The following is a 21,394-nucleotide window of genomic DNA, read 5'->3' on the forward strand; positions in this document are numbered from 1 at the left end:
TGTTGCAGGGGAGATTCCCACGGCAACCCACCCCCGCCCGAAGAGGCGAACGCCGGATTGGAAACGCTGATCCAGGAGAAGGCGGCCATTGCTGCAAGCGCAATGGTGATTTGGGTCTTACGCGACATGGCTATCCTCATCGATTTGGGCGTAGTGTTCGGTCTGGTAACGGGAGTTTGCGAAACCCTCGATGTGGATGACTTCGCGGACCCGCCTCCCCTTCCCCGTTCGTTCGATCGAGACGATCAGATCGACAGCTTCGCCAATCACCTCCTGCATGGGCTGCTGGCTCGCTTCCGCGGTCAGTTGCTCGAGCCGGCGAAGAGCCGACATCGCTGTGTTCGAATGGATGGTGGTGACCCCGCCCGGGTGCCCGGTGTTCCATGCCTTGAGCAGCGTGAGCGCCGCCCCGTCGCGGACCTCGCCAACGATGATGCGATCGGGCCGCAAGCGCATCGTGCTCTTGAGAAGCCGAGCCATATCGATTGTGTCGCTTGTGTGGAGCGCAACGGCGTTCTCAGCCGCGCACTGGATCTCGGCGGTGTCCTCCAGAATGACGATCCTGTCGTCCGGCGCATTGGCGACGATTTCGGCAATGACTGCATTGGCGAGCGTCGTCTTTCCCGAGCCCGTGCCACCGGAAATCACGATGTTCATGCGAGACGCAATCGCGCTGCGCAGAACCGAGGCCTGCGCCTCCGTCATGATCTTGTGCTTCACATAATCGTCGAGCGGGATCAGGCGCGACGCGCGACGCCGGATCGTGAAGCTCGGTCCGGAAACGATCGGCGGCAGCAAGCCCTCGAAGCGGTGGCCGCCGATCGGGAGTTCGCCGGAGATGATCGGTTGCTCTTCGTCGGCCTCGGATTGCAGTGCGTGGGCGACGCTGCCAATGATCACTTCCGCCGCGGCGGGGCTGAGTTCGCCTGCGGGGGCAACCCCATGACCCAGGCGCTCGATGAAGAGCTTGCCATCGGGGTTGAGCATGATCTCGACCACTGTCGCATCATCCAGGGCGACGCAGAGCTGGTCGCCGAGGGCGTCCTGGAGTTTGCGTACCAGACGCGAATGGGAGCGCAGCTGGGTCACGCGGCACTCCTGATCGCTGCCACGTCGATCCGGGGGATGGAATAATAGCCTGGAGGGCAAACCTGCTCGAAGCTGGCACGATCGGCCCGCAGACTTCCCGCAATGGCGATGGTGTTGCTGATTGCGGCCGGTTGGCCGAGCCGTTGCATAGGCCAGCCCGCCCGCTTCAGGATACGCTCGAAGCGAAGATCGGTCGCCGTGACGATCTCGTTATAGCCATTGGCCATAGACCATTCGATGATGCCGGCGAACAGGGTGAGCGTAGCGACATGCAACTGGCTTGCATCCCTCCGCGAGACAAGCGCGGTATCGACACAGAAGCGCGAGCTCTCGACCATCCCGGAATGCGCGACGAGCGAACCCGTTTCGAGGAGCTGGGGGAAAGTCTGCTCCAGCATCGTAGGGCCGAAAGCCGGAAGAAGACGGGCGCAGCCTGCGACAAGTCCACTATCGGTAATCGCCAGTAGGTAGGTCGGCTTGTAACCATCGTACTGGTCGCGCTCTTCCCCTTCTGTAATGGAGACTTCCCATTCCAGGCGGCCGCCGAACACCGTCGCGCGAAGACGGTGCATTTGTTTGAGGAAGCTTCGATTTCGTTCGTATTGGTCCGGCGAGACTGTCAGTATCCGCATCATGATCTCCGCATGAACAGGTCATGCGGACAGAAATCATCTCGCGACGCGTGTGCCTACGTGCAGATCTGCACCTCAGGTGATTCTACTGAGTCTTAGTTCCAGGTCGCGAAATGCGACTGGTTGGAGTTGTCAAAAGCTAGCACCGGATGTGCAAATCTGCACTTCAAGGCAACCATCCGGAACTACGCAATTTCACCTAACCTATGGAATAGACACGATGAATCCGCATACAATGTCAGGTCACCGAAAATGCGTTAACCATTGGTTAACTTTAAATACCTTGCAAAACACGGCGGAATCGGTTGACCTATCCACGGCAAATAGGTGTGTTTACGAAAATTACCGTGTGTACGAGAGGAAGTCGTGGAAAATCCGGCTCAGCTTCAGAAGGCTATTCATAAACTGATCGGCGCCCATGCGCGAGACCTCTCCGGGGCCTTGCATGAGCATCGTGTGAAGCTGTATCCGCCGGAAGCGCGTAAAACCTTGCGCTCTTTCTCGTCGACGGAAGCCGCGAAACTTATTGGTGTCAATGACGGCTACCTTCGCCATCTCTCTATTGAAGGAAAAGGTCCGCAGCCCGAGATCGGAAACAACAATCGCCGCTCTTACACCATAGAGACAATCCAGGCCCTCCGCGAATATCTCGATCAAAACGGAAAGAACGACCGGCGCTACTCACCCAAGCGCTCGGGCAAGGAGCATTTGCAAGTCATCACCGTCGTCAATTTTAAGGGTGGTAGCGGTAAGACAACGACAGCAGCACACCTTGCTCAGTATCTTGCGTTGAACGGCTACCGTGTTCTTGCGATCGATCTAGATCCACAGGCCAGTATGTCGGCGCTGCATGGCTTTCAGCCCGAGTTCGACGTCAAGGACAACGAAACTCTTTATGGCGCAATGCGGTATGATGACGAACGCCGCCCGCTAAAGGACGTCATCAAGAAGACCTACTTTACCAACCTCGATTTGGTCCCCGGCAATCTTGAGCTCATGGAGTTCGAGCACGACACGGCGAAAGTTCTTGGCTCCAATGATCGGAAAAACATCTTCTTCACACGGATGGATGAAGCCATTTCCTCCGTCGCCGACAGCTATGATGTTGTTGTGGTCGACTGCCCTCCCCAACTGGGCTTTTTGACGATTTCGGCACTCTGCGCTGCGACTGCTGTGTTGGTAACCGTTCATCCTCAAATGCTTGACGTCATGTCGATGTGCCAGTTTCTCCTGATGACATCCGAATTGCTCAGCGTTGTTGCCGACGCCGGTGGAAGCATGAATTACGATTGGATGCGCTATCTCGTCACGCGCTATGAGCCAGGCGACGGGCCGCAGAATCAGATGGTGTCCTTCATGAGGACGATGTTTGGAGACCACGTTCTCAATCATCCGATGTTGAAGAGCACGGCGATCTCCGACGCGGGGATCACGAAACAGACGCTCTATGAGGTCAGCCGTGATCAGTTCACGCGCGCTACCTACGACCGGGCGATGGAAGCTCTTGAGAACGTCAACTCTGAGATTGAACAGTTGGTTCACACGGCATGGGGAAGACCGTCATGAAGCGGTCGACGAAAATAGAAAGTTGTCGGGCGACAACTTCCAGGCTGATGCCCAGTGAGTTTTCCCGGAAAGGAGCCGTCTAATGGCTCGCAAACACCTTTTATCGGATCTAGTTCCTACTAAGTTGTCGGCCGACAACTCTCCGTCCGAAACGCCTCCATTGCCTGAGCAGAGCGCCTTTGGTGCCCGAGGAGCAATCGGTGCGGTTTCTCGATCAATCGAAATGCTGAAATCACAATCCATCAGCGAGATTGACCCTGATCTGATCGACGCACCGGATATTACCGATCGCCTTGATGAAAGCGAAGAACACTTCGAGGAATTCGCGGCGCAGATCAAAGAACATGGGCAACAAGTGCCTATTTTAGTGCGACCGCATCCACGGACCGAAGGGCGGTACCAGATCGCTTATGGCCGTCGGCGACTGCGCGCGGTGAAAGCCGCCGGGCGACTGGTTAAGGCTGCCGTTCGGCAGATGACTGACGAAGAGCTTATTCTTGCGCAGGGGCAGGAAAATAGTGCGAGGAAGGATTTATCATACATCGAGAAGGCCCTGTATTCGGCTGAATTGGAGAGCCGAGGATACTCGAGGCAGTTGATTATGGCCGCCCTGGGGGCGGACAAAGCCGCTGTCTCACACCTGATATCCACAGCTGCCCGTATACCAGCCGACGTTATTCGAATGATTGGCCCGGCGCCTAAAGCGGGGCGCGATCGCTGGGTCGAACTTGCGAGCCGTATTGAGCGGAAGGGTGTTCTGGAAAAAATCCGCGCACAACTGCAGGGGCCGCTGAAGGAAAAGTCTTCGGACGAAAGGTTCGTGCGCGTGTTTGAAGAACTCGCGCCAGCGAAGAAGGCCGCGCCGCGCGCTCGCGTGTGGACGGCGGACGATGGGGTAAAAGCAGCAAAGGTCAGAGACGACGACAAGTCTCTTACGTTGATCATCGACAAGCACGCGGCGCCTGAGTTCGGCAGCTATGTGATGACGATGCTACCTGAACTCTATCGATCCTACATGAATGCCCGCAACGGCACCAACGGCGAAGAAGGGAGCAACTGAGCAAAGAAAAAGCCCTCCGAAACAGCGTTCCGAAAGGCCTCTCTCAGTTTGGTCACTAAGAGAATCGCATTTCCCGGAATCGCAGTCAAGACATAACTGTCGCTTCGACAGGCGCTTTTGCTTTGCCTTTTGAAAGGTGAAGACAATGACTGCTGTAAACGTAACGACGCCTTTTGGGCGGCGGCCGATGACACTCGGCCATATCGCAAGCCAGATGGCCGCAAAATCGGCCGCGCCAGACGCTGTCGCCCACAAGTGGCAGGTGTTCCAGCACATCCGTGAATCCCGGGAACTAATTGGAGCGACGGACCGCTCCCTCTCAATCCTGAATGCGCTGCTGACGTTTCATCCCGAGACTGCCTTGAGCGGCGGCGGCGAGCTGGTGGTGTGGCCGTCTAACGAACAACTGATGGCTCGCGCCAATGGTATGCCCGCCACGACACTGCGCCGGCATCTTGCCGTCTTGGTTGATTGCGGGCTCATCATCCGTCGCGACAGCCCCAACGGCAAGCGGTTCGCCCGCAAAGGACGGGGAGGGGAGGTGGAGCAGGCCTATGGCTTCGATCTGTCGCCCATCGTCGCACGGGCCGAGGAGTTCCGAGATCTCGCCCAGGCAGTGCAAGCTGAAAAGAAGGCATTCCGGGTCGCCAAGGAGCAGCTGACTCTGCTTCGCCGCGACATCGTCAAAATGATCGAGACTGGCGTCGAAGAAGGCGTTCCCGGAGACTGGGGAAGAGTTACACAGACCTATCAGGGGATCATCGGCCGCTTGCCGCGCTCTGCACCCCGTCACCTTGTCGAGAGTATTGGTCACGAACTTCAGGATCTCTGGACCGAGATACGTGACGTATTGGAATCATTTGCAAAAGCAATGAAACTGGACGCCAATGAGTCCCATATCGGTCGCCACATACAGAGTTCAAAACCAGACTCTAAATTTGAATCTGAATACGGCTTTGGAAAAAAAGATGAAGTGGGCGGCAGCGTTGCGGAAACCGACAACGTGCGGAGCTTGCCGAAACGCGAGCTGCCTTTGGGGATAGTGTTGGATGCCTGCCCCGAAATGCGGGAACTGGCCCAAGGTGGGACAATCCGGCACTGGCGCGACTTGCTGGCGGCGGCTGAGCTTGCTCGGCCAATGCTGGGGATTAGCCGGAGCGCTTGGCGGGAGGCCCGCGAAACCATGGGTGAGCAACACGCGGCGATCACGGTGGCGTCGATCTATCAGCGGGCCGGTCAAATCAATAACGCCGGGGGCTATCTGCGCAGCCTGACCGATCGGGCCAAGGACGGAAAGTTTTCAACCTGGCCGATGGTTATGGCGTTGCTCCGGGCGAAGCTGGACGAGCAGCAGAATCCAGCCAGCGTTGGAAAGCGGCGAACCGACGAGGACGCGGAGAACGATAGCCACCTCCACGTATCGGAATCGCTGCTGAAAAGCCTGCGGAAGCCGAAATCGTGGTGACCCTCTCGCTACTCAGCAGCGGTCATGTCGAGGTCAGCAATCAACCCAGAACGTCGGGCGCGATCGATCAGGTTCTTGACGGACGAGGGCGACCATTTGGATCCACCGCGCGGCGTACGTTCGTGCAATCTTTCAAGCTGGACGGCGATCTCACGGAGCTTGAGGTCCGGGTTCGAAGAATGGATGCCAGCCACAAGCGTCATCAGGCGGTCTTCGGGAAGACGGGGCGGAGATTTTTTCAGCAGCGCTGGATCCGCCATGCGTTCAGACACCATCCACTTCACGGCTCGGCGAAGACGTTCTGGCGTCCATTCGAGGCCGCGCTGCTTGAGCACTCGTGCGATGTCGTCCCATGTGTGATCCGGTCGCATGCGCCGGACGGTCGGAAGCCATTGGTTCGCGGAAGCCTGGATGCGATCGCCATATGCGGCTTTCTGGGCCGCGGTCATCCTGGCCAACACCTCGGGGCGTTTTTCCCGGATGCCCGGGTTGCCGGGAAGCTTTCCCTTGGACTTGGCTGCCCGAATGCCTGCCTTTGTTCGTTCGGAAATGAGCGCGCGTTCGAGCTGCGCCACGGCGCCGAGAACCTGGAGGGAAAACATTCCCTGCGGCGTCGACGTGTCGATAGGATCGCGCAGCGACCGGAAATGCGCGCCCTTCGCCGTCAGATCCTCGATCACCTCGAGCAGATGACTGACCGAGCGCGCCAGGCGGTCAAGTCGTACCACAACAAGCGTGTCACCAGCGCTAATCTCCCGAAGCAGTTTGGAGAGAGCAGGGCGGGCACGCGAGGCGCCGGATCCGTGTTCTTGGACGATCATATCGCACCCCGCCGATCGCAAGTCGATTTCCTGGGCTTCCGTCGCCTGCTCGTCCGTAGAGACGCGTGCATAGCCGATCAGCCGGCCCTGTGGTCGACGGGAAGCCCTGTTCTTGGTGTTAGCAGCCATTTGTAGTGCCTGAGGAGTGTTGAAGGGCGCTTTTCCAAACGTAGAGGATAAGGATAAACGATCATTTGTAAACGTCTCTTGATGCATTGAAACCTCGGGAAGTTCGACGCAAGAGGCTGGAAAAGAACGGTTTTCGTCGATGTCACGTCCGTCGGCGCTGATCCTGTACAGTTCGAACGCCCTGGCAACTCTATCTAGTACGCGCGCGAGAAAAAGTATCTGCTATGATTGAAGTGTATGCTATTATAGCTTCATGATTGGCTAAATAGATGCGTTAAAACAATGAGATATGAAATCGGTGATTTGCCACTGGCGGCGCTGCTTCCGGCCATCGCAAGGGCGGAAGATCAGCTCGCGCGTCTCGACGAAATTGTTCGTCGCAGCCCCGTCAGGCAGGGCTTTACCGAAAGGTCGCACTTCATCGAGGCGGCCGCCAGCATGTGGGTCGCCGGCGAGCTTGTCCATCTCGAGGATCTCGTTCTCCACGACGCAAATCGGGATGTGCGCACCCCGACCCATGAAGTCACAATCGCACATTCAATCTTGAGGGCGCGGCGGCGCATCGCAAGCGCTGACCCTGGCTGGGCGACGAGCAGGGCTGGGGTCGTAAGCCTCGCGGGGCGGTCAGAGGACTCTACGGAACGAGATGTGGTAGGCGAAGGGAGCTCGCCATTGTCCATCGAACTGGCATTGAACGAAGACGAGAACGGTTTTGCGGCGGAGATGGCCGAAATCGATGCGGTCCTTAATCGATCCGCCCGTGTGCTCGAAGCGGTGGCAACGGGCGAGGGCCGCAAGGCGGATCCCTTGATGGTCGGTGAGCTCATTGTCCGGGATCCGGGTTGGAACGAGGAAGGGCGCCTTTCGGATTGGAGAGCGGCTCTGGCTGAGGCCGACGCCTTGCCAACCACGTTGGCGGCCGCAGTTATATGGGACGCATGGGAATGCATGGAGCCATTGCAGCGGCAGCATTGGCTTGGTGCCCAACTTGTGAGTTCCTATTTTCGGGTGCGCGGAAAGGTATCTTCGCACCTGTTCTGCTTCTGCTCTGGTCTGAAGGGTGTACCTCGGGAACGGCGGCGATCGCCGAAACGAATATCACGAGTGCTCGCCGGGCTGGATGCGATGGCGAGCAGCGCTGAACTTGCCATGAAGGAAGCCATTCGGCTGGGACAGGCGAGGGAGCACCTCGAGCGCAAACTGAAGGGAAAGCGCTCGTCCAGCAGTTTGCCGCTCGTTGTGGACTTGCTGATGGCGCGGCCGATCGTGTCCTCGTCGATGATAGTCAAGGAATTGAAGGTGAGCCATCGTGCGGCGCTCGATCTGGTCGCCGAACTCGGCGTTCGGGAAGTGACGGGGAGAGGAAGCTTCCGTGCATGGGGTGTAATTTAAAGGATGAGATAGAGGCTATGCTTGCTGTCACTTCGCATCGAACATGGATCCGGTATCCGAGCGAACTGCATAAACTGCTCGTTTCTATGCCCGCGGTGTATTTGACTTGACTTGTGCCCAACGGGCAACGACGATCATGCAATGGTTGATTGCCGTTTGCGTCGCGATGATGGGCTTCGGCCCATTTCCGTATAAGGATGCCAATCCAATGCCGACATGGCCGAAAGACAAGCTGCTGAAGCATGGCCCCGATCTTCCCCTGGAGGAGCGTATCCGTCGTTATCAGCACAATATCCGGACTATTCGGAAATCCGGCTGCAAAGTGCCAACGTCTGCTTTCATCGATACGCTTGACCCCACCGAAATTGAGCTATGGTTTGCGGACAAGGCTTTCACAATCGATCGCCTCAAACGGGTCATGAAGGATGTTGCAGATTTGCCGGAAGGGACGCTGTTGCCATCCCCTTTTATCCCTCTCCGAAAGTAGGTGGTAGCCCGCTCCCCTATAGGCACGGACGAATTCGAGTCGAATGTTGCGGCCGTGTCGGCGGGACGCAATAGAAAGCCTTATAGTTCCGCTCTACGATGCGACCTTTGGGAAACAATCTGGACAAACCGGACAATTTGCACTATCTTTGTTGTAATCAAGAAGGAAGACGAAGATGGTTGCCGTCACCCGTAAATCGCAGATGCGCGCAAAGCTAGAAGTCAATCCGGCTGCGGTCGCCGATGTTCTCAAGGTTCTGGCCCGACACAATCCAGGCCTTTCAAAGCCGGCGCTTGCAGCGACTGGCAAGGTCATGGCCGTGGTCTCCGCGGCAGCAGCGCGCCTTTCTGTCGAGCAACAGCATCGGATTGCCGACGATGAAACGGAACTCGCCCATATTGTGGAAGCCGCCGTCGCCGAACTGGCTGCGAAGCCAGGTCATGTACTCGCGGAGGTATCGGTCGAAAAGCCTGTGGAGGTCAGCCGAGGTGCTGGTCTGGGGCAATCGGTAGACATGGAGGAAGGGCGCCGCAGGCTCGACGAATTTGCGACGCCGACCCGCATCGAAGACTGGGCCGGTCCGGTCGCCGGTCCGGGCGATATCGAGAAGAAGTTCGGCACGAAGCGATCGACCTTGCACGACTGGCACAAGCGCGGAGCTGTCGTCGGTCTGCTCAAGGGCGAGCGAAAGCATGTCTTTCCCCTGGCTCAGTTTGTCGATGGCCGGCCGGTCGAGGGCATGCCTCAGGTCACCAAAATCATCCGCAATCCGCGTGTGGCGTGGCAATGGCTGATCCAGCCAAAGCCGAGTATTGGCGGAACGCCGCTCGACAATCTCAAGATGGGCAATCTTGACGAGGTTCTGGATGCAGCCGAGCGCGATTTTGGTTGAGCTGAATCGTGAAACTTGATCCCCAAACGGTTCGGGAGCTCGCGCTTGCGTTTCTCCCGCAATCCTATCTCCGCATCATCCCTGTAGCCCACATGTCGACCCCGCTCGGTATGGGTTTCGGTCAATCGCGGTTCTCAAGTCCCAACCAGATGTTCCGACTGCTTTATGCCGCATATGATCTCGCGACCGCGATCGCAGAGACGATTGTCCGCGACCGCTTCGAGGGGACCCAGGAGCGAGTGCTGGATGAGAGCGAAATCGAGGACTGGTCGGTCACTGAGGTGACGGCCACGGATGCTCTCATTCTTCTCGACCTGCGCACGACCGGCCTCCTGAGGTTGGGCGTCAGCACGGACGCGGCCCGCGGCAAGGAGCATCAGGAAGGGCAGAGACTGAGCGAGTCGATCTTTCGATCCTATGCAGTCGATGGATTGCTCTATTCCTCCCGCCTCACGGCGGCAGATTGCGTGGCGGTCTACGATCGGGCTGTCGCTGCGAAACTTGTCGCCTCTCCGGTGGTCGAGTTGGTTCGTCAAGCCGACCTGATACCCGCCCTGCGGTCTATCGGGGTGTCGATCCGGGCTGGGCGGTAGGCATGTCCGTTACAGTCACGTCCGAAAACTTCTCGGGGCGCTTTAGGGCGTTGAATGGCACGAAAACGCTGCCAGCGACACATGCCGCCATCATCCGCTCGTTGCTGACCGTCGGCTAGGCTATGGCATAGAGCCAATTTCGAAACCTTTTCTGGACGACGGCAGTCTGATTTCAGTCCTGGAAGGCCGGGTCGCCCCCCATCCGGGGTTCATGCTGTGTTATCCAAAGAACCGGAATATTTCCGCTGCGCTCAAGGCATTGCGTTCGTATGTAAGATAGCAGAGCCGTGCCGGTAGTAGACTGAACGACGAACGTGTGAATGGTCGCCTTGGATCTACTCATATTGTTCGAACATGAAGTGCGCTCTTGAATGTCAGAAAAATATAGCCTAATTTCTGACACATGAAACCCCTCGCCATATCAGTTCCAGACGTAATTATGAAGCGTGCCCTTGTCGGCGGGCGCGGCAGTGTCTTCACGCCGAGTGATTTCCTGGACGTGGCCGCGCGATCGACTGTCGACCAAGCCCTTTCCCGGTTGGCAAAGAGTGGAAAGCTTCGGCGCCTGACGCGAGGCTTGTACGACTTCCCAAAGGTTCATCCGCAACTTGGGCCCCTTTCGCCGACCCCTGACGATGTCGCGAAAGCGTTGGCACGGGAGACCGGATCTCAGGTGCAAATTGCCGGCGCGCGCGCGGCGAATGCCCTTGGCCTTTCAACGCAGGTTCCGGCAAAGAGCACCTATCTGACTAATGGCCCCTCCCGCCGTGTCGTACTCGGTAAGCGCGTGGTCGATCTGCGTCACGCTTCGCCCAAGCACCTTATTGCTCCGGGCAGTGCTGCAGGTACCGTCGTCCAGGCTCTTCGTCACGTTGGAGCATCACGTGCCGCCGACGTTGTGCACGTTGCCGTCCGTTGGTTGTCGGTCAGTGACAAGAAAACGCTTGCATCCAATGCGATCCAGGCCCCCGCATGGATGCGGCCGACGCTCGTCTCTATCGCTAACGCAATGCCGAGTGAGGTAGATGGATAACTATGCGAATGTGTCCATCAAGCTGATGGGAAAGAATTTGTTCTCGTTGCAGTCTCAAATGTTGGGAACTGTTGCTTCGTTCAAATTGCTTTTCTCTATGGCGATCAATAAACTGGATTTTAACCAGTTCTTGGGGAGAGGCGTCTATCTCTCGAAAGTGCCCAAAAGTCACCGCGAGAGGAACACGATGACGCAAATGTGGACCATTCAATCAGAAGGAGCTCGATCTATGAACCGAGCTCAGTCGTCATGACCACGGCGCAGCAGTTGATCTCGCTGCTGAAGAGCCACGTCGAAGGCGACGACGAGCAGTTCCTGACGATTGCATTGCAGGCCGCAGCAAGTGAGGCCCGCAGGGGTCATGGAAAGGTGGCTGTGCAACTCCGCGAACTTGTCGATGCCGCGCGCGCCAACAAGGATCGTACCTCCGGGCGCAAGAAAGCCCCTGTTCCTATTGCGCAGCCACGCGGTGACCTCGTAAACCTCGTTGCAGTTCGCTATACTGACGTTCGGCTGTCAAGCATGATCCTGCCTGCGGCGCTCGAAGCTCGTTTGAAACGAGTCATTCTCGAGCAGCGACAACAGCATAAGCTTCGCAGCCATGGGCTGGCCCCACGTCGCAAACTGTTGCTCATCGGTCCCCCCGGATCCGGAAAGACAATGACCGCGGCTGCGCTCGCCGGGGAACTCCATACGCCGTTGTTCACCGTTCAGCTCGATGGCTTGATGACGAAGTTTATGGGGGAGACCGCCTCGAAGTTGCGGCTGGTGTTCTCGGCGATGGCTGAAACCAAAGGCGTCTACTTCTTCGACGAGTTCGATGCCATCGGCGCGAAGCGCGCGGAACGCAATGACGTGGGCGAGATCCGGCGTGTCCTCAATTCATTCCTTCAGTTCCTGGAAGAGGATGAGAGTGACGGTCTGGTGGTGGCGGCGACCAATCACCCGGAATTGCTCGATCCAGCGCTCTTTCGGCGGTTCGATGACGTCATCGAGTATGCATTGCCGAGCGTTGAGGTCGCGACCGGGATTTTGCAGGCGCGCCTTTCCAGCTTCGACACCCGGGATATCGACTGGACAAAAGCGGTTACAGATGCTGCCGGTTTGAGCCAGGCCGAGATTGCCCGCGCTGCGACCGATGCCGCGAAACTCGTCGTCCTGTCCGACCGGGACCGCATCACCCAGAACGATCTGTCCCTCGCGATAGCCGAACGCAAAGGAGCGGCGTCGCAATAATCGATGGCAGAAGAACCACCGCGTCCACTCCCACACGTTTATTTGCCCGGTCACGGGAACATCCAGGACTACACCGCCAGAGGCGGAGGTGGCGGCACAACCGTGCCGGCGCGCGATAGGGCTCAGCATGCTGTAAAGCTGACAGAAGCCCTTACCCGCGCGGTGGCAGACGCGGAAGCGCAATTGAGAGCTCGCGAGCCCGACCTTGCGGGTGGAACGCCAGGTTTCTATCTTGAGTTCGAACTCCCTTCATCCCAGAGCGAGATCGTCGATAAGCTCGAAAACCGGCAGGGCAAGTTTCCGATCGAACTTGTTAGCGTTCGCCCGTTAGGAGAGGGAGGGAACTCAATCGCCGCCACTGTCTTCGTCCCCGAACGCCAGCGCGATTATTACCTCAAGAAGGTGGCCGAATATCGCGACCAGGACCGGATCCAACGGATCGAGGTCGACGGTGAGATCGTCGAAAAAAACAACGGACCCAAGAATGAAGTGCTCGTAGCCTCGCTTGAGACCGCGCGCCTTGCGGTGGCCAGATCCCTCTATACGGATGACGAGGCGTTCTTTCCGGTGCCCGGTACGGCCATCTGGTGGGAGGTCTGGCTGCGTCTCGGGACCAGAGACACCTTTGCGGCTGCGGCTGAGCGACTGGAGCTGCCGGTGCGTGAACACGCCCTGCAGTTTCCGGAGCGGGAGGTGTTGATCGTCCACGCGAGCGCCGAAACCCTCGGGCGGATCATTGCGCACACCGACACGATCGCAGAGCTCAGAACCGCTCGTGATACACCCGCCTTCTTTATGGAAATGGACGGCGCCGAGCAACGCGCCTGGGCCGCGGAGACGGCAGATCGCATCGTAGCCAACAATGGCGACGGTCCCGCCGTCTGCCTTCTCGATTCAGGCTCTACCCGACGTCACCCTTTGATCCTCCCGGCGCTCTCAGCAGTGGATCAGCAGGCATTCGATCCCGGCTGGAACGTCGAAGACACGAGCAATCAGGGGCACGGCGGCCATGGGACCCAGCTTTCCGGCGTTGCCATTTATGGTGACCTGAGCGATGTTCTCGCCGGAGCCGGGCAGATCATCCTGACGCACCGGCTGGAGTCGGTAAAGATTCTGCCCGACCATGGTGCAAATGACCCCGATCTCTTCGGCGCCATCACCGCCCAATCAATCGCCCGTGCCGAAATCGTCGCACCGAACCGGCCTCGCGCCATCTGCCTTGCCCTGACCAGCGATGGCGATCACTGGCGCGGCCGTCCGTCGTCATGGTCTGCAGCTCTCGACGCACTCGCCTATGGCGCCGACAATGCGCCGCGCCTGATTGCAGTCTCCGCCGGCAACATTCGTGAGGATATCCATCAGAACGATTATCTCGTCCGCAACGATATCACGCCGATCGAAAGCCCTGCCCAGGCGTGGAATGTGCTGACGGTCGGAGCATTTACCGAGAAGACGACAATCACCGACCCTGTCTTCAACGGATGGGGTGTCATGGCCCAGGTCGGCGATCTCATGCCACGTAGCCGTACCTCCGTCACTTGGAACCACGATTGGCCCCTCAAACCCGATGTCGTCTTCGAGGGTGGCAATCTGGGCGTAGATCCGGCGACGCTCATTGGTGATCACCTTGACGATCTCGCGCTGCTGACGACCTATCGGACGCCTGAGCACCGGGCGTTCACGACGACCGGCGAGACCAGCGCAGCAACTGCGCTCGCGGCAAGGATGGGCGCGCAGATCCTGGCTCAGCGTCGCACTCTGTGGCCCGAAACGGTCAGGGCGCTGATCGTCCATTCGGCCGAATGGACACCGACGATGAAAGCCCATCTGGGCGGGATCAACAAGAATGCCTTGATGCGGCGTTACGGTTTCGGGGTTCCATCACTGGTGCGCGCCCTTGGAAGTCTCGATAACGATGTCACCATGGTCATCGAGAACGAGATGCAACCATTCAAGACCGTGGGCAGCAAGATCGAGACCAAGGACATGGTCCTGCACGCGCTTCCCTGGCCAACAGAGGAACTCGAGGCTCTTGGTGAAACCCAGGTCCAGTTGCGGATCACGCTCAGCTATTTCATTGAGCCCAATCCTGGGGAGCGTGGCCAAACACGCCGTCACAGCTACGCTTCGCATGGATTGCGGTTTGCGTTGAAACCGGGCGACGAGCGCCCCGATGTCTTTTGCGTCGCATCAATGCCGCGGCCGGGGCCAGGCCGCCGGCAAGGGCGGCGGGAGACGCAGGCTGGACGCTTGGTCCCGTTCTTCGCAATCGGGGATCGCTGCATGGGGATATCTGGGAGGGAAACGCCGTCGAGCTCTCCCAGCGTGACGCTATCGCCATCTATCCGACTGGCGGATGGTGGCGGGAGAATACCGGTCAGAGAAGGGGTAATACAGCGGTTCGTTACGCGCTTGTCGCAACGTTACGAACTGCGGCTGATGTCGATCTCTACACCCCGATCAGCACCCCCATCCTTCCAGAGGTGGCGCCCGAAATTCTGATTGAGACTTAGACCCTCCCGCATGGGGGGGCATTGGACCGTGTACGTCCCAGACGAGGTGGCCTTCCGGTCAGTCAACCGACTCGGCAGCTCATATGGGCGGGTTCCGGCCCCACCGCCTTGAAGGAGAGATGTGTGGCTTTCCCCAACTGATCGGGCACGCGTGTGCATGTCAGATATCGACGGCGCCGGGCCAGTGGAGGCGGCTGATCCGGCCTTGTTCGATGACACCGGTACGGCCGCACACGACGCACTGAAACCTTCCCAGACTGGCGAAGGTGCCATGAGGATGTCCCCATATGACCACCACCAATGAAATCGCCGACAAGATCGCAGCCGAACAAAACCTCACCAAGGCGCAGGCCAAGACGATCGTCGAAAGCGTCTTTAAACAGATCACCGACGCGGCGCTTGCTGGCGCTGAAACGTCGATCCCGTCGTTTGGAAAGTTCAAGCTGAAGGACACTCCGGAGCGTGAAGGCCGCAATCCGGCAACCGGAGCGACCATTCACTGACCCGCAAGCGCTGCGTATTCGACCTGAGCCAATCCAACGGACTGATGGCCGATCAGTTCGGCGTAAAATCCACCCAGGCTCATCAGATCACGGTGTTTTCCCCGCTCGACGATCCGCCCATCCCGCATCACGAGAATCTGATCGGCTGCCCGGATCGTCGATAGCCGGTGGGCGATGATAAGGGTCGTCCTGTTGACCATAAGCTCGTCGAGTGCTGCCCGCACATGAGCTTCGCTTGCCGCGTCGAGGTGCGAGGTCGCCTCATCCAGGATCAGCACCGGCGCGTTTTTGAGGAATGCGCGGGCGATGGATATCCGCTGTCTCTGCCCACCGGAAAGTTGAACGCCTCGCTCTCCGACCGGAGTTTCCAGTCCAGCGGGCAAAGACGCAACAAAATCCGTGAGGGCCGCTCGCTGGATAGCCAGATCCAGATCTTCCTGAGTGGCATCCGGTCGAGCAAGCCGGATATTTTCGGCTAGCGTCGCATTGAACAGGTATGTGTCCTGAGCGACGAGTGCGATATGCTCTCGAAGGCTATCGAGCTTAATTTCGCGCAGATCATGGCCGTCGATCGTAATACAGCCTTGCTGAGGATCCCAGAAGCGGAGCACCAGGTTCGCGATCGTGGTCTTGCCAGCTCCCGACGAGCCGACAAGTGCGATCCGTGCGCCAGCTGGCACCTTGAAATCAACCTCCTCAAGCACGGTAGATCCGGCTTTGTCGTAGGAAAAGGTGACGTTCGAAAATTCCAGCTCCGATCCACCGGATGTCTCGGGCAGGATATTTGGACCATCGACGACCGGAATAGGCTCGACATTAACGGCATGGACACGCCGCGTCGACGCGATAGAGTCTGCCAGCTGTCGTGCCGCCTGCGCCAGTTCCGACACAGGCAGGAATGCCGCAGAAGAAAGCAACGCCACAAGCGGGAGGAGCGTCGGCTCGAACGCATGGCTATGGATCATGAAGGCCGCAGTGACCAGCACTGCGGCAGAGCCGAGGGCGGAAACCACCTCCTGCCTGGCCGTCTGGAACGACAGGTCTGCATTGAGCGCCACCCTCGTGCGCTGATAGTCGGCCGTCTGATCGTGAAAGACCTTCCGGCGCGCAGCAACCGCACGAAAGGCGATGAGTTCGCCCATGCCTTGCACTGTGTCCACGACAAAGGCATTGAGGCCACCCAGTTCGGCGCGAGCCTGGCCGCCAAGGGCATCAACCTTGCGGCGCTCGAACACCGGTGCGAGCGCCGCATAAACCAGGAATGGCAGCAGTACGAGTGCTGTCGGCCAGGCTATGAAGGTGAGAGCGATCAGAACGGTCAGTGGTATCAGGAGCGCCACCATCGCCGGCGCCACGACGTGCGCGAAGAAGTATTCGACCGTCTCGACGTCCTGTGTCCCGAGCGAAACGAGATCGCCAGAGCGCCGCTTCAGAAGATAGGCCGGCGCAAGCTTTTCCAGGGCGTAGTAGAGATCGACGCGCATCTGGGCGAGCAGTCTGTAGGCCATGTCGTGGGAGCGCCACGATTCATTCCATTGCAGAAACGCTGCCAGAGGTACCAGTGCCGCCATCCACATGAGATACGCACTAAATGGCGCGCCCGTCTTGATTGCCGCCACTGTCAAAGCGCTGAGCGTGCTGACGCCGATCAAGGCATAGACGCGTCCCACGCCGGAAGTGACGGTCAGGATCAATTGCTTGCGCCATGGCCCGATCAGTTTGAACAGCGTTCCCAAGGTCCGGAATGAGGTCAGGCCTGCGGCAATTCTTTCCCCTTCGGTCAGTTGAGGTTTTGCCGGGGATGCTTTTACGATCTCGGCCGAACGTTGGTTTTGGGGCGCTATGACGGTGTTGAAATCGACCAGGGCGTCACTCTCGCTCAGTTGGATCTGTTCGGCCATGAGTTTCCGGTACGGCCCGTCGCGGGCGATCAGTTCGGCGTGCGTGCCACTGTCGGCGATCAGTCCATCGGACACCACGAGGATACGGTCAGCATCGATCACGCTCGACAGGCGATGCGCCAGCACGATGGTTGTCCTCTCCCTGGAAAGATCATCGAGAGCAGCCTGGATAATGCTTTCGTTCTCGGCATCGACCGACGAGAGGGCCTCATCGAGGACGAGGATGGGCGCGTCCCTCAAGACCGCACGGGCAATTGCTATTCGCTGTCGTTGACCGCCCGACAGTCGGAGACCGCGTTCCCCGATGATTGTGCGATAGCCCTGCGGAAGCGAAGCAATAAATTGATGGGCGTTGGCGGCATGCGCAGCGGCCTCCACCTGTTGCGGTGTCGCGTCGGGACGGGCGATGCGGATGTTGTCTTCGACCGATCCGTAAAAAAGATAGGTGTCCTGTTGCACGACGGCGATCTGATCGCGGATGTGATCGGCAGCAAGCGTTGTGACATCGTGCCCACCAATGCGGATCGTGCCGGCATCTGCGTCGTAAAATCGCAGCAAAAGCTTGACAATGGTCGATTTGCCCGAGCCGCTGTAGCCGACGATGCCAATGCGCTCACCTGCCCTGACGTCGAAAGACACGCCCTTAAGGGCTGCGCCGCGTTCGTCCGAATAGCCGAACCGCACATTCTCAAAGGATATAGACGGCTCGATATCCGGAGTGGCAGAGGTTTCGCGCGGGGGACGCGGTGGTGTTGCCTGAAGCAACGCCTTGATGCCAACGGCGGCTGCATTGGCCATCATGCCCCGGTGGAGGAGGGAGCGCAGATCGCGCAACGGCCGGAACACCTCCGTCCCTGCCATCAGAACGATCAGCAAAGCCTCGATACTCATGTCCCCGTGGCTGACGCGCCATGCGCCAAGCGCAATGGCAACTGCTGCGCCGCCGGCGATGGCGAGGTCCGTGAATGCCCGGCTCATAAGGGCGGCTTGCAGGACAAACATCGTGCTGTCGGCCAACTGGTTGGCTTTCAGGGCAAGCCGCTCGCCGAACGTGGCGCTCTGGCCGAACGCCTTGAGTGTTGGCAAGCCTTGCACGGCATCGAGAAAATCCGCGCCGAAGGCTTTGAAGGAGCGAACGCGGCGCAACGTCGACTGTTCGCCAATACGCTTGAGGACCACCGGAAAGATCAAGGCGAGAATGGCGGCCACCGAGATCACGGCCGCGACGGGGACGTCCCAGAACGACAGGACCGCAAACAGCAGCACGGGCGCCAGAAAGGCGATGGCGACCTGTGGGATAAACTGGCCGAAAAACGCCTGAAGTTGTTCGACGCCATCAATTGTCGACAGGGCGATGCTACCCGTCCGGCGCTCGGCGAGCCATGCTGGTCCCAGCCGCACGATCTGGTCGAAGAGGCTGAGCCTCACCCGGTCCTGGATTAGTGCGGCGGTGCGGTGCGCCACCATGGCGCGCCAGTATTCAAGACCCATGCGCGACAGGATGACCGCCACGAGTACGACGATCGCAACCAGCTGGTCGGCCAGTGGGGCGCCTTCGAACAGACGCGCGATCAGCCAGCCGAGGATAATGAACCTTGCGATGCCGAGTGCCAGCGAAACAAATCCGAGGGCAATGGCTGCGGCGATTCGGGCACGGAAGCCCTTCGTCGCCGCCCAGAGTTGCGCGTCAAAATGCATGTTTATGTCCTAACGAGGCGTTTGTGGGCGTAGTGACAACTACGTTTACTATCTACACTACGGGTGAGGTAATGTCCATTACGTCAGGTGGGAAGAGTGCTCGGTCTCGATCTCGTGACATCGATCAACGTCGCCGGGGCGTTGTCATCCGCCACCATCAGCATACGGCGGTCCGCGATCGCCGTGCTCAGGTCCTGATCATGGGTAATGAGCAGGATGGCCAACTCATCCTCGTCGGCGACCTTGCGCAGGTGCCGGATAACCTGCTCCTGCACCGGAGGATCGAGGCGCGAGGTGGGTTCGTCGGCAATCAGCATCGTCGGCCTCATCGCAAGGATGCGAACAAGTGCCAGGCGCTGCGCTTCGCCGCCGCTGATCTGGCTTGGGCGGCGATGAAGCAGGTCATGCCGCAGGCCAAAGCGCTGCATTAATCCCTCAACCTGTCTGAACCCACGGTCGCCGTCTGGCAGGCGGCGCAGGTCTTCGAGGCTCCGCCCGAGGGATTGCCATGGCGCAAACACCCGCGTCGGATCCTGATGAAGTTTTTGAAGGGAGCCGCCGCGTTCGGCCGTCGGCCGCCGGACGATCCCCCCAAGTGGAGAGGTTTGACCAAGAAGCGTTCGGCCAAGGGTTGTCTTTCCGATACCGCTCTTGCCCAGAAGCGCTGAAATATGTCCGGCATGACAATGAAAATTCACATCGTCCGCCAGAACCCGTTTGCCAATACCAATGCGCAGGCGATCGGTCTCGATCACTTTCGTGGTCGTTGACCGTGCATAGGGGCGGGGTTCCCACGTTGCGGGATCGCTCGCGATGTAATGACGCGCATAGGCCGTGCGGGGGTCGCTTAGGATTTCGGTCGCAGGCCCGGATTCTATGATCGAGCGTTCATCGAGAAAGGCGATCTGATCGGCGAGCGACCGGACGAGCGCTATGTCGTGGGTGATGAGGAGGATCGCGCGACCGCTCTCCCGCAACGCGGTAAAGACCTGGGCCACGGCATCACGCCGGTCTGCATCGAGACCCTTGGTCGGTTCATCGGCGAGAATGATACCGGCACTGGTCACGGAGGCGATCGCCGCCATCACACGCTGGGCCATGCCCCCGGACAGTTCGAATGGACGCTTGTCATGATGTTCAGCATCCAGTTGCATGGCCGAGAGCGCTGCGCCGGCTTCATGTGATTGTCGTGGCGAGTGAATCTGCTCTGCGACTTGCGACTTTGCACTCAGGAGAGGCGCGAGTGCGTTGAGCGGTTCCTGTGGCAACAGGAACAGATCTTTCGCCCATAGGGATCGAAGTGCTGTGCGGTCGGCGGCGTCATAGACGCGCCCGTTGACGATGATGCGCCCCGAGACCGAAACGCCGCGCGGAATGAGACCCATGATGGCACTGCCGATCAGACTTTTGCCACTGCCTGTTTCCCCGAGAACGGCGAGAATCTCGCCAGCAGCGATGCTGAGCGAGATGTTTTCCACGATGACACGATCGGGCGTTGCGATTGTCAGTCGTTCGATAGCAAGAGTACTCACAAGGCGACCTCCTCGATCCCCTGGCGGCGGGCGCTGTAATATTCGCCGATCAGCGTTGCCGAGAGCGTGCAAACCAGAATGGCTCCAGCCGGAGCCAGCACCATGTGGGGATAGGTACGGAAGAAGGTCATCGTGCTGGCGATCATCCCGCCCCATTCGGCATCTGGCGGACGAAGGCCAAGACCGAGGAAGCCGACGGATGAGATCGTAAGGACATTGGCGCCGACGGTCAGGGCTCCCAAGGACGTAAGATAAGGGGCAATCGCCGGCAACACGTGGGTGCGGAAGATGTAGGCCGAACCGAATCCGAGCAGGCGGGAGGCTTCGACATGATCGGTGGCCAGTTCACGCGCGGTAATCGCAGCGGTAAGGCGGGCAAAGCCTGGCCACTGCGACATCCACAAGCCAAAAAGGATCGGACCGACACCGCCGCCCAGCAGACCCGAGACCAGGATCACGAACAGGAGACTGGGGCAGGCGATGATCACATCGGACAGCCGCATGATGACCTGCCGCGTCCAGCCGGTGCGGAACGCGGCCAGAAATCCGAGCGCAAGGCCGGTGGCCAGCGAGGCGACCACGCCGGCAAAGGCAATCCCCAGTGATACGCGTGTGCCCGCAATCAGCCGGGCTGCAATTGATCGACCAAGATTGTCTGCGCCCAGAAGGTATTCGGCAGATGGAGAAGCATAGGCTGCACCGAGATCCTGCCGGTTGGGGTCGACCGTCAGCAGGAGCGGCCCGAACAATCCCACCAGTAGCATCACAGCCAAAGGCATGAATCCAAAGAGCACGATCGACAGTGGCGGCATGCGCCGGGGCCTCATGGTAAATCGATCGAGCGGTGAAAAC

At 59.1% G+C, this 21,394-nt stretch carries 16 protein-coding genes and 1 pseudogene; 11 read left to right on the forward strand and 6 right to left on the reverse strand.

Going from position 1 to position 21,394, the window contains the following annotated elements:
* Positions 1 to 117 precede the first annotated feature (117 nt).
* Positions 118 to 1,089, reverse strand: coding sequence for a P-type conjugative transfer ATPase TrbB (trbB, locus tag RS75_RS23265; RefSeq protein WP_045024895.1), 972 nt, complete (start codon positions 1,087 to 1,089; stop codon positions 118 to 120).
* The gene (gene traI / locus RS75_RS23270) at positions 1,086 to 1,721 is read right to left on the reverse strand and encodes an acyl-homoserine-lactone synthase (RefSeq protein ID WP_041723972.1); all 636 of its coding nucleotides are present in this window, start codon (positions 1,719 to 1,721) and stop codon (positions 1,086 to 1,088) included. The genes trbB and traI overlap by 4 nt, the downstream gene beginning before the upstream one ends.
* A 366-nt stretch (positions 1,722 to 2,087) precedes the next feature.
* Here traI and repA point away from each other — a divergent pair, with 366 nt between their 5' ends.
* From repA to repC, 3 genes are all read left to right on the forward strand, one after another.
* Complete coding sequence (gene repA, locus RS75_RS23275) at positions 2,088 to 3,287, forward strand: plasmid partitioning protein RepA (protein WP_045024897.1); 1,200 nt, start codon at positions 2,088 to 2,090, stop codon at positions 3,285 to 3,287.
* Positions 3,288 to 3,369: 82 nt separating this feature from the next.
* Positions 3,370 to 4,347 (forward strand): plasmid partitioning protein RepB, encoded by a 978-nt coding sequence (gene repB / locus RS75_RS23280; protein WP_045024900.1) that lies wholly within the window; start codon positions 3,370 to 3,372, stop codon positions 4,345 to 4,347.
* 145 nt (positions 4,348 to 4,492) lie between these two features.
* Positions 4,493 to 5,812, forward strand: a complete 1,320-nt coding sequence (repC, locus tag RS75_RS23285) for a plasmid replication protein RepC (protein WP_045024902.1) — start codon at positions 4,493 to 4,495, stop codon at positions 5,810 to 5,812.
* An 8-nt stretch (positions 5,813 to 5,820) separates the two neighbouring features.
* Here repC and RS75_RS23290 read toward each other — a convergent pair whose 3' ends face one another.
* A complete protein-coding gene (locus tag RS75_RS23290; protein ID WP_045024904.1) occupies positions 5,821 to 6,762 on the reverse strand; it encodes a recombinase family protein in 942 nt (313 codons plus the stop codon).
* Between the two features lie 282 nt (positions 6,763 to 7,044).
* On the opposite strand from RS75_RS23290, the gene RS75_RS23295 reads away from it, so the two are divergent.
* The 8 genes and pseudogenes from RS75_RS23295 to RS75_RS23335 all read left to right on the forward strand — a co-directional run.
* On the forward strand, positions 7,045 to 8,154 hold the full coding sequence (locus RS75_RS23295; RefSeq protein ID WP_045024906.1) for an RHE_PE00001 family protein: 1,110 nt from the start codon (positions 7,045 to 7,047) through the stop codon (positions 8,152 to 8,154).
* 136 nt (positions 8,155 to 8,290) lie between these two features.
* Complete coding sequence (locus RS75_RS23300) at positions 8,291 to 8,641, forward strand: hypothetical protein (protein ID WP_045024908.1); 351 nt, start codon at positions 8,291 to 8,293, stop codon at positions 8,639 to 8,641.
* A gap of 175 nt (positions 8,642 to 8,816) precedes the next feature.
* Positions 8,817 to 9,533 carry an antitoxin Xre/MbcA/ParS-like domain-containing protein gene (locus tag RS75_RS23305; protein WP_045024910.1) on the forward strand — a complete coding sequence of 239 codons (717 nt, stop codon included), beginning with the start codon at positions 8,817 to 8,819 and terminating at the stop codon, positions 9,531 to 9,533.
* A gap of 8 nt (positions 9,534 to 9,541) precedes the next feature.
* A complete protein-coding gene (locus RS75_RS23310; RefSeq protein ID WP_045024912.1) occupies positions 9,542 to 10,126 on the forward strand; it encodes an RES family NAD+ phosphorylase in 585 nt (194 codons plus the stop codon).
* Between the two features lie 439 nt (positions 10,127 to 10,565).
* Positions 10,566 to 11,159, forward strand: a complete 594-nt coding sequence (locus RS75_RS23315) for a DUF6088 family protein (RefSeq protein WP_045024920.1) — start codon at positions 10,566 to 10,568, stop codon at positions 11,157 to 11,159.
* A 249-nt stretch (positions 11,160 to 11,408) separates the two neighbouring features.
* Positions 11,409 to 12,395: an AAA family ATPase gene (locus RS75_RS23325; RefSeq protein ID WP_045024916.1), complete on the forward strand. Its 987-nt coding sequence runs from the start codon at positions 11,409 to 11,411 to the stop codon at positions 12,393 to 12,395.
* 102 nt (positions 12,396 to 12,497) lie between these two features.
* Positions 12,498 to 14,897 (forward strand): S8 family peptidase, encoded by a 2,400-nt coding sequence (locus tag RS75_RS23330; RefSeq protein ID WP_324607196.1) that lies wholly within the window; start codon positions 12,498 to 12,500, stop codon positions 14,895 to 14,897.
* Between the two features lie 298 nt (positions 14,898 to 15,195).
* A pseudogene (locus RS75_RS23335) lies at positions 15,196 to 15,405 on the forward strand (HU family DNA-binding protein); the annotation flags it as partial.
* On the opposite strand, the gene RS75_RS23340 reads toward RS75_RS23335, so the two are convergent.
* The 3 genes from RS75_RS23340 to RS75_RS23350 form a co-directional block, all read right to left on the reverse strand.
* Positions 15,405 to 19,010, reverse strand: coding sequence for an ABC transporter ATP-binding protein/permease (locus RS75_RS23340; RefSeq protein WP_045024917.1), 3,606 nt, complete (start codon positions 19,008 to 19,010; stop codon positions 15,405 to 15,407). The pseudogene RS75_RS23335 and the gene RS75_RS23340 overlap by 1 nt on opposite strands.
* Before the next feature lie 83 nt (positions 19,011 to 19,093).
* On the reverse strand, positions 19,094 to 20,542 hold the full coding sequence (locus tag RS75_RS23345) for an ABC transporter ATP-binding protein (protein ID WP_052679744.1): 1,449 nt from the start codon (positions 20,540 to 20,542) through the stop codon (positions 19,094 to 19,096).
* The coding region (locus RS75_RS23350) for an ABC transporter permease (protein WP_210165684.1) at positions 20,539 to 21,394 on the reverse strand (856 nt) is incomplete at its 5' end. The genes RS75_RS23350 and RS75_RS23345, both read right to left, overlap by 4 nt.

It is taken from the genome of Rhizobium nepotum 39/7, assembly GCF_000949865.1.
In the GTDB taxonomy this organism is placed as follows: Bacteria; Pseudomonadota; Alphaproteobacteria; order Rhizobiales; family Rhizobiaceae; genus Agrobacterium; species Agrobacterium nepotum.

Excerpts from the sequence above, each read along its gene's own strand:
- traI (WP_041723972.1), bottom strand. The coding sequence starts at position 1,721 with ATGCGGATACTGACAGTCTCGCCGGACCAATACGAACGAAATCGAAGC.
- repB (WP_045024900.1), top strand. The coding sequence starts at position 3,370 with ATGGCTCGCAAACACCTTTTATCGGATCTAGTTCCTACTAAGTTGTCG.
- repC (WP_045024902.1), top strand. The coding sequence starts at position 4,493 with ATGACTGCTGTAAACGTAACGACGCCTTTTGGGCGGCGGCCGATGACA.
- RS75_RS23290 (WP_045024904.1), bottom strand. The coding sequence starts at position 6,762 with ATGGCTGCTAACACCAAGAACAGGGCTTCCCGTCGACCACAGGGCCGG.
- RS75_RS23295 (WP_045024906.1), top strand. The coding sequence starts at position 7,045 with ATGAGATATGAAATCGGTGATTTGCCACTGGCGGCGCTGCTTCCGGCC.
- RS75_RS23300 (WP_045024908.1), top strand. The coding sequence starts at position 8,291 with ATGCAATGGTTGATTGCCGTTTGCGTCGCGATGATGGGCTTCGGCCCA.
- RS75_RS23305 (WP_045024910.1), top strand. The coding sequence starts at position 8,817 with ATGGTTGCCGTCACCCGTAAATCGCAGATGCGCGCAAAGCTAGAAGTC.
- RS75_RS23315 (WP_045024920.1), top strand. The coding sequence starts at position 10,566 with ATGAAGCGTGCCCTTGTCGGCGGGCGCGGCAGTGTCTTCACGCCGAGT.
- RS75_RS23325 (WP_045024916.1), top strand. The coding sequence starts at position 11,409 with ATGACCACGGCGCAGCAGTTGATCTCGCTGCTGAAGAGCCACGTCGAA.
- RS75_RS23340 (WP_045024917.1), bottom strand. The coding sequence starts at position 19,010 with ATGCATTTTGACGCGCAACTCTGGGCGGCGACGAAGGGCTTCCGTGCC.